General features: G+C 61.8%; 8 protein-coding genes and 1 pseudogene. 6 read left to right on the forward strand and 3 right to left on the reverse strand.

Going from position 1 to position 8,502, the window contains the following annotated elements:
- Positions 1-40 precede the first annotated feature (40 nt).
- Positions 41-2,827, reverse strand: a complete 2,787-nt coding sequence (gene secA, locus ACINK1_RS11120; RefSeq protein WP_376800419.1) for a preprotein translocase subunit SecA — start codon at positions 2,825-2,827, stop codon at positions 41-43.
- A 281-nt stretch (positions 2,828-3,108) separates the two neighbouring features.
- On the opposite strand from secA, the gene ACINK1_RS11125 reads away from it, so the two are divergent.
- The 3 genes from ACINK1_RS11125 to mutT all read left to right on the forward strand — a co-directional run bounded on the left by ACINK1_RS11125 (position 3,109) and on the right by mutT (position 5,681).
- Entirely contained in the window at positions 3,109-3,957 is an 849-nt protein-coding gene (locus ACINK1_RS11125) for a peptidylprolyl isomerase (RefSeq protein WP_376800420.1), read from the forward strand.
- A 75-nt stretch (positions 3,958-4,032) separates the two neighbouring features.
- Positions 4,033-5,271 (forward strand): bifunctional glutamate N-acetyltransferase/amino-acid acetyltransferase ArgJ, encoded by a 1,239-nt coding sequence (gene argJ / locus ACINK1_RS11130; RefSeq protein WP_376800421.1) that lies wholly within the window; start codon positions 4,033-4,035, stop codon positions 5,269-5,271.
- On the forward strand, positions 5,268-5,681 hold the full coding sequence (mutT, locus tag ACINK1_RS11135; protein WP_376800422.1) for an 8-oxo-dGTP diphosphatase MutT: 414 nt from the start codon (positions 5,268-5,270) through the stop codon (positions 5,679-5,681). Before argJ ends, mutT begins: the two co-directional genes overlap by 4 nt.
- Positions 5,682-5,688: 7 nt before the next feature.
- Here the strand turns inward: mutT and ACINK1_RS11140 are convergent, their stop codons facing one another.
- Positions 5,689-6,564 carry a class I SAM-dependent methyltransferase gene (locus tag ACINK1_RS11140; RefSeq protein WP_376800423.1) on the reverse strand — a complete coding sequence of 292 codons (876 nt, stop codon included), beginning with the start codon at positions 6,562-6,564 and terminating at the stop codon, positions 5,689-5,691.
- A 130-nt stretch (positions 6,565-6,694) separates the two neighbouring features.
- Between ACINK1_RS11140 and ACINK1_RS11145 the strand changes: the two genes are divergently transcribed.
- The 3 genes from ACINK1_RS11145 (at position 6,695) to ACINK1_RS11155 (ending at position 8,271) form a co-directional block, all read left to right on the forward strand.
- The gene (locus ACINK1_RS11145) at positions 6,695-7,501 is read left to right on the forward strand and encodes a ComF family protein (protein ID WP_376800424.1); all 807 of its coding nucleotides are present in this window, start codon (positions 6,695-6,697) and stop codon (positions 7,499-7,501) included.
- Positions 7,502-7,568: 67 nt separating this feature from the next.
- A complete protein-coding gene (gene grxC, locus ACINK1_RS11150) occupies positions 7,569-7,829 on the forward strand; it encodes a glutaredoxin 3 (RefSeq protein WP_376800425.1) in 261 nt (86 codons plus the stop codon).
- Positions 7,830-7,836: 7 nt separating this feature from the next.
- The gene (locus ACINK1_RS11155) at positions 7,837-8,271 is read left to right on the forward strand and encodes a DUF1178 family protein (protein ID WP_376800426.1); all 435 of its coding nucleotides are present in this window, start codon (positions 7,837-7,839) and stop codon (positions 8,269-8,271) included.
- A 3-nt stretch (positions 8,272-8,274) separates the two neighbouring features.
- Here ACINK1_RS11155 and ACINK1_RS11160 read toward each other — a convergent pair.
- Positions 8,275-8,502, reverse strand: a pseudogene (locus tag ACINK1_RS11160) (bifunctional 3-demethylubiquinol 3-O-methyltransferase/2-polyprenyl-6-hydroxyphenol methylase); the annotation flags it as partial.

An 8,502-nucleotide genomic window follows, 5' to 3' on the forward strand; every position in this document is an offset into this window, starting at 1 on the left:
GCGCGTTTTCATATGATTGAACTGGAAGGCCGCGCGCCGCCTACACCCGCCCGTGGCATTGCTTGAATTTCTTGCCTGATCCGCACGGGCAGGGTTCATTGCGCCCGACCTTGCCCCAGCTTGCCGGATCATTGGCATCAACCGCGCCAGCCGTCGCTTTACCGATGCGCCCTGCCGGCAAGGCTTGCGCCAGCTCGGCTGCGTTCTCACCCGTCGCCGGATCGAGGTGCTGCATCTGCAGAGAATCGAATTGCGGCGCCACCGGTGCGGGCGGCGCCAGTTCGATGCGCATCAGGGTTGAGGTGACATTGGTGCGCAGGCGATCCATCATCGCCTGGAACATCTCGAAGGCTTCCGATTTATACTCGTTCAGCGGATCGCGCTGCGCATAGCCGCGCCAGCCGATCACCTGGCGCAAATGGTCGAGGCTGACCAGATGCTCGCGCCACAGATGATCAAGCGTCTGCATCAGCACCGCCTTCTCGACCTGGCGGAAGGTCTCCGGGCCGATGCGGACGGCACGCGCCGCCTGCGCCTCATCGACGAGCCGCTTCGTGCGCTCAGCCACCTCTTCCTCGGCAATACCCTCTTCCTTCGCCCAGTCAGCGACCGGCGCGTTGATGCCGAACGTCTCATCAACCTCCTTCTCCAGCCCGGCAATATCCCATTGCTCGGGGTAGGCGTCGGCGGGAATATGACGGCTCACCACCTCCTCGATCACCCGGTGGCGCATATCGTTGACCATGTCCGACACGTCCGGCTCGCCCATCAATTCGCGACGCTGCTCGAAGACGACCTTGCGCTGGTCGTTCATGACGTTGTCGTATTTCAGCACGTTCTTGCGCTGGTCGAAATTGCGCGCCTCGACCTTTTGCTGGGCCTTTTCCAGCGCCTTGTTGATCCACGGATGGATGATCGCCTCGTCTTCCTTGAGGCCAAGCTTGACCAGCATGCCCTCCATGCGGTCGGACCCGAAAATACGCATCAGATCATCCTGCAGCGACAGGAAGAATTTCGAGCGGCCCGGATCGCCCTGGCGGCCTGAGCGCCCGCGCAGCTGATTGTCGATGCGCCGGCTCTCATGGCGCTCGGTGCCGATGACGTAAAGACCACCGCCCGCCAGCGCCTTTTCCTTCAGCCGTGCGACTTCATTCTCGATCGTTTTTGCCGCCTGATCGCGCTGCGGACCATCGGGCATATCGGCAAGTTCGATCTTGGTGCGCAGCTCGACCGAACCGCCAAGCTTGATGTCGGTACCGCGTCCCGCCATGTTGGTGGCAATCGTGATGGCGCCGGGAACGCCCGCCTGCGACACGATATTGGCTTCCTGCTCATGGAAGCGGGCATTGAGGACCGCAAACAGCATCGGCCCACCCGCCGGACCGCTCGTCTCATAAAGCGCGCGATAGGGATCGGGATCATTGAAATCGACCTGAGTGAAGCCGGCCTTTTTTAATTCAGCCGCCAGCGTCTCCGATTTTTCAATTGATGTCGTACCCACCAGCACCGGCTGGCCGCGCCCCCGTGCCTCCCTGATCTCGCGCACGATCGCCCGGTATTTTTCCTCAACCGTGCGGTAGACCTCATCATCTTCGTCCTTGCGCTGGACGGTGACGTTGGTGGGGATTTCCAGCACTTCGAGGCCGTAAATATCGAGAAATTCGTCCGCCTCCGTTGCCGCCGTGCCGGTCATGCCGGCAAGCTTCTCGTACATGCGAAAATAATTCTGGAAGGTGATCGAGGCGAGCGTCTGGTTCTCCGGCTGGATCTGCACTTTCTCCTTGGCTTCAAGCGCCTGATGCAGCCCTTCGGAATAGCGCCGCCCCGGCATCATGCGCCCGGTGAATTCGTCAATAATGACCACCTCATTATTGCGCACGATATAGTCGCGGTCGCGCTGGAAGAGCTTGTGGGCGCGCAGCGCCTGATTCATGTGATGGACGACCGTGGTGTTCTCCACATCGTAGAGATCCTCGCCCCGCACATGGCCGGCATCCCGCAGGATCTGCTCCATTTTCTCTGTGCCGGTCTCGGTGAAGATGACCGTTCGCTGTTTTTCGTCGACCTCGATATCGCTCGCACCGAGCTGGGGGATGAAGGCATCAATCGCCATATAGAGATCGGAGCGATCATCGAGGGGCCCTGAAATGATGAGGGGCGTGCGCGCCTCATCGACCAGAATCGAATCGACTTCATCGACGATGGCAAACGCATGCCCGCGCTGCGCCATCTGGGCGACTTCATACTTCATGTTGTCGCGCAGGAAGTCGAAGCCGAACTCGTTATTGGTGCCGTAGGTGATGTCGCAGGCGTATTCGCGCTGGCGCTCAAGATCATCAAGACCATGAACGATGGTGCCAACGCTCATTCCGAGGAAATTGTAGACCTCGCCCATCCATGCCGCATCACGCCTGGCAAGATAATCATTGACCGTCACCACGTGGACGCCGCGCCCCGACAGGGCGTTGAGGTAGACCGGAAGCGTCGAGACCAGCGTTTTTCCTTCGCCGGTTTTCATTTCAGCGATCCGGCCTTCGTGCAGAACCATGCCGCCGACGAGCTGCACATCGAAATGGCGCTGGCCAAGGGTCCTCTTGGCGGCTTCACGGACAACCGCGAAGGCCGGCACCAGAATGTCATCGAGTGTCGCGCCTGCCGCAAGCTGGGCCTTGAACTCTGCTGTCTTCGCCCGCAACGCCTCATCGCTCAACCCCTGGAGGCCGCTTTCCAGCGCATTGATCTCGCGCACGCGCGATTGGTAGGCGCGCAATTTGCGCTCATTTGACGAGCCAAAAACAACTTTCGCCAGCGAACCAAGCCCTAGCATGCGTGATTTACCTTCAATTGCGCGCGACCCTGCACGTCACTTCATCGTCGTTGCTGCCCTAACGGCACCACCAACCGCCAAAATGCCACATTGGCCATGACAAAACGGCAGATAGGTACGCGCGGCATTTTTGGCGAGAGCCAGGACATGACATCGCGCGTTTTTTACCACATCGTTCAATTGGCGTCAGATAGGGTGCCCACTCGGCCATTGTCAATGGAAGCCGGGACGCGTAAACCGCCGGCGCTGGCATGACCGGCCCGCAGAAATCGGAGATTTGAATGCTCACCTCGCCCCGCCTGCTTGCCTCAAGCACATTTGCCCTGCTGCTGACCGGTGCCGCTGCTTGCCTGGCACAAACGCCGCCGGCCCCCCCCGCAGGCATCGCGATCCCGCCGGCGCCAGCCGCAGCGCTGCCGACCGTCAACGGCGTCGCCATCACGGAACGTGATGTCAGCGCGGCGCTCGCCGAACTCAGCGAGGCGATTGAAGGTGTACCCGAGGCCACGCGCCGCACCCAGTTGATCGATTATCTGGTGACGCTCAAGGTCGTGGCAGCGCAAGCGCGCAAGGAAAAGCAGGGCGAAGGCCCGGATTTCGAGGCGCGCTCACGCTTCATCATCGACAAGATGCTGACGGAATCCTATTTGCGATCAGCCGTTGCCAAATCCGTGACCGATGAAGCGGTCGCTGCCTTCTACAAGGACCAGGTCGCAGCCTCTCCCTCCGAAGTGGAAGTGCACGCACGTCATATCCTGCTGTCGACGGAAGAGGATGCCAAGGCGGTTGTAGCCGAGCTCAAGGCCGGCAAGGATTTCGCTGAGCTTGCCAAGGAGAAATCACAGGATCCGGGCTCAAAGGGCGAGGGCGGCGATCTCGGCTTCTTTCCCAAGGATCGCATGGTGCCGGAATTTGCTGAGGTCGCCTTTGCTCTTGATCCCGGCAAATGGACCGAAACACCGGTCAAGACGCAATTCGGCTATCACGTGATCAAGGTCGAGGAGCGCCGCCAGACGCCGACCCCGCCGCTTGCCGAAGTCGACGGGCAGATTCGCACCTATCTGGCGCGCAAAACGCAAGCTGAACTGGTGCAGAAGCTGCGCGAAGGCGCGCAGATCGAAAAGAAATAGGCAGACAGGACGACTTGTCGTCGTCAGACGGATCGGGCAGAGAAAACATGTTTTCCTGTCCAGAGGCGCCTGACGATGGCTAAGTCTGCTCCCATCTCCCCGCTCGCACCCAAGAGCTTCCCCCGTGTGCCTGATATCGCGGGGGTACGCTTTGCCACCGCCGAGGCGGGCATCCGCTATCACGGGCGGCGCGATGTCTTTCTGGCGCTCCTTGATCCGGGCACTACGGTCGCCGGCGTTTTTACCCGCTCCCGCTGCCCCTCCGCGCCGGTCGAATGGTGCCGCGCCGTACTTCAAGGTGGCAAGGCGCGAGCCCTGGTAGTCAATTCCGGCAATGCCAATGCTTTCACCGGGCTCAAAGGGCGCGAAGCGGTAAAGCTCACAGCCGATTTTGCCGCCCGCGACATCGGCTGCACGCCTGAAGAGATTTTTCTGGCCTCGACCGGCGTCATCGGCGAACCGCTCTCGGCCGACAAATTCGGCGCCGTCATGAAAGGTCTCGTTGCCAGTGCGAAGCCTGGGGACTGGATCGATGCGGCGCGCGCCATCATGACAACGGACACCTTCCCCAAACTCGCCTGGAAACGCGTGATGCTTGATGGCAAGCCGGTCATCATCGCCGGCATCGCCAAGGGTGCCGGTATGATCCAGCCCGACATGGCAACCATGCTGTCTTTCGTGTTCACTGACGCGCCGATTGCAGCGGACATTCTGCAGATGATCCTCAAGCCTGCCGCTGACAAGACCCTCAACTGCGTGACAGTGGACAGCGACACATCGACCTCCGACACGCTGATTGCCTTTGCAACCGGCAAGGCGAGCGCTGTCGCGCCGATCACCCGCATGGATCGCCGTGCCGGACAGATGAGGCGCGCCTTGACCGCAGTTCTGGGCGAACTGGCGCAGATGATTGCCAGAGATGGCGAAGGTGCGCGTAAATTCATAACCGTGGAAGTCAGCGGCGCAAAATCCGCCAGATCAGCCAAGCATATTGCACGCGCGATCGCCAATTCGCCGCTGGTGAAAACGGCCATTGCCGGCGAGGATGCCAATTGGGGCCGCGTGGTGATGGCCGTCGGCAAGGCCGGTGAGCCGGCTGAGCGTGATCGCCTGTCGATCCGCTTTGGTGACATCCGGGTCGCCCATCTGGGCGAGCGGGACCCCGCATACGATGAAGCCGCCGTCTCCGCCTATATGAAGAATGATGAGATTGTCATCGGCGTTGATCTTGGGCTTGGGCGCGGCAGGGCACATATGTGGACCTGCGATCTCACCAAGGAATATGTCGCCATCAATGGCGATTACCGCTCGTGAGCGCAGGCTCCTCGCGCATCCTGCTGGTTGCGGCCTGCGCCCTCATTGATCCTGACCGGCGCATCCTCCTCACCCGTCGCCCACCCGGCAAGGCGCTGGCCGGCTTATGGGAATTTCCCGGTGGCAAGGTCGAACCCGGCGAGCGCCCCGAACTGTGCCTCATCCGCGAGCTTGACGAGGAGCTTGGCATTACCGTTAAGGAAGCCTGCCTCGCGCCGCTCACCTTCGCCAGTCACGCCTACGCGGATTTTCATCTGCTGATGCCGCTATGGGTATGCCGGCGCTGGGACGGTCAGGTGAGCGGGCGCGAGGGACAGGAACTGGCCTGGGTGCAGCCGATGCGCCTGCGCCATTATCCCATGCCGCCTGCCGATGAACCGCTCATTCCGTTTTTGCAGGAACTGACCTGACGCGCGTTCACCGTGAATGCTTCAGCGCCTCGGCAAGCCGCATCTGTGCCGATCCGGGCTTCAGCGGCTTTTGCTGACTGTCGTGAGGCGCCCAGCCGAGCGCCCAGACCAGCTCGAAGCTTGCGCGGATACGCCCGTCCGGATCAGCAAAGCGCGCAGCATAGATCTCCGCCACCCGCAGAAAAAACCTCCTGCCAGGGGACGTTCGACGCCTTTCCTCAAGGATATTGGTGGCTGCCATTGCCCTGAGATCGGCCATCAGCGCGAGCACATGGGGGTAGCGGACCGTGAGAGTATCGCTGTCGCAGACCGGCAGTGCAAAACCGGCGCGTTGCAGAAGCGACCCCATGTCGCGGACATCGACAAAGGGCGCAACGCGCGGCGACACGCCCCCCAGCATCTCGCTTTCAGCCTGCGCCAGCGCGTGGCGTAATTCGCCCAGTGTCGCCGCACCAAGGGTGACAGCAATGAACAACCCGTCCTCTTTGAGCATGCGGCGAAACTGGGCAAGCGTTCCGGGAACGTCATTGACCGCCTGCAGCGACAGCGCCGAGACGATGAGGTTGACCGTCTGCGGCGCAAAGGGCGGCGTCTCGTCATCACCGATGACCGCCAGGCGCTGATCGGCATGGAACGCGGCTGATGCCATATCCATGCGCACCACCTCGCTGACCTTGCCGCTCTGGCGCAGCGCGTCGGCGATCTGGCTGGTCGGGCTCAGAACATCGAGAGCCAGTGCGAATTCCCTCTGCACCGGCTGGAGGCGTAGCGAAATATCCGCAGCGACATGGCGCAGCAGAAAATCGCTGCCAGCAAGAGGGCGCTGCATGGCGCGTTGCCGTCGCAGACGCAGCAGGGAGCGGTCAAAAATGCGCGGTGTCATGTCTCCTTATCGCTCAAGCACGGATCGTCGTCGAGAGACCGGCAGCAGCGCGACAGCAATAGCCACGCCCAGGTGACATTTCTGCTTCCAACCCCTGCACAGGCGCGCAAGTCTCGACTAGTCTGTGCCGATGACATTCATCGACGATCCGCTCGCCGAGGAGGCCGCGCCGCGCCGCAAGTTCAGCTTTCGGCACGCCGCGCGCCTTGTTGTCGATATCATATTGCCGCCACGCTGCCCGACCTGCGGCGTTGGCCTGCAGGACCCGGAAACGCTGTGCACGGGCTGCTGGGCGAAGTTGAGCTATATTTCCCGCCCTTTCTGCGAGCGCACCGCCACCCCCTTCGTCATCGATCCGGGACCTGGCATCTACGCGGCATCCGCCTACCAGTTTCCACCGCAATGGCAGCGCGCCCGCGCCGCTGTCGCCTATGAGGGGGTAGCGACCGATCTCGTGCACGCGCTCAAATATTCCGACCGTCACGAGGTCGCACCCCTGATGGCGCGCGCCATGCACCGCGCCGGTGCCGATATTCTTGAGGACGCCGATCTTGTCATCCCCGTCCCGCTGCACCGCTCCCGCCTGTGGCGCCGGCGTTTCAATCAGGCGGCTCTGCTTGCCTCACATATCGCCAGGGCAAGCGGCCGCCTGTGCCGCACCGATATCTTGATACGCCGCAAGGCAACGCCACCCCAGGTGGGCCTCAGCCGCGAGGCCCGTGCCCGCAACATGGTGGGCGCTTTTGCCATTGCCGCCCAACATCGCGCTCTGCTCACCGGTCGCAGGGTGGTTGTCATTGATGATGTGCTGACGACGGGCGCGACACTCAACGCCGCTGCCCGAATCCTCGGCGCGGCGGGCGCGGCAAACGTGGATATCCTGGTTTTTGCCCGCGCCGGCACGACCGTTGCGTCCGACGCCTCCACTACCATATAAAAGCAGGTCCGGACCTTCCTCCGCGCTTGGTAATTGGGTGTTTCGCCGCGTTCAAAGGACCTCTGCCATGACGAAATCCGTCACCATCTACACCAAGGATTATTGCCCCTACTGCGCTGATGCCAAGGAATTGCTCGACAAGAAGGGCGCATCCTTCACCGAAATCGATCTGGTGAAGACCCCGGACCGGCGCGACGAAATGGTAAAACGCGCCAGCGGCCGGACCTCGGTTCCGCAGATTTTCATCGATGGTGTTCACGTTGGCGGGTGCGACGATCTCTACGCTCTCGAATCAGCTGGCAAGCTCACACCCCTGTTGGCGGATTGACGGCCCGATGATCCGCTACGCGCTCCATTGCGAGGCCGGCCACAGTTTCGAAGGCTGGTTTCGCTCGTCGGCTGATTTCGATCGCCAGGCGCGCGGCAGCAAGCTTTGCTGTCCAATGTGCGGCTCGGGCAACGTCGTGAAACAGTTGATGACGCCCGGCGTCAGCAATACCGACCGCAACGACAGCCCGCCCGCGGCAATGGTAAAGCCCGATGAGCGCGATGTCCGGCTGCGCCGCCTCATGCGGGAAATGCGCGACCACATTGTCGCCAGCAGCGAGGATGTCGGTCCGCGATTTGCCGAAGAGGCGCGGCGCATTCACTATGATGAAGCAGCCCATCGCTCGATCCGCGGGCAGGCAAGCCCGGTCGAGGCCAAGGCTCTCCTTGAGGAAGGGATCGACATTGCCCCGCTCCCCGTCCTGCCCGACGATCTGATATAGCCCTCAGGCGGGACGCGCCGCCAGCATCATGTAATTGACCGAGAGATCACGGCTGCGTTGCCATTCATCACGCAGCGGATGGTAGGCAACGCCGATACTCTCGATCACCTGCAGACCGGCCGCACCGAGCGGCGCTGCTATTTCCTCAGGCCGCACCAGCTTGTCGTAGTGGTGGGTACCGCGCGGCAGCCATCCCAAGACATATTCTGCCCCGATGATGGCAAGACCCAG

It is taken from the genome of Raskinella chloraquaticus (SeqCode) (assembly GCF_021731865.1).
Lineage (GTDB): Bacteria > Pseudomonadota > Alphaproteobacteria > Rhizobiales > UBA4765 > Raskinella > Raskinella chloraquaticus.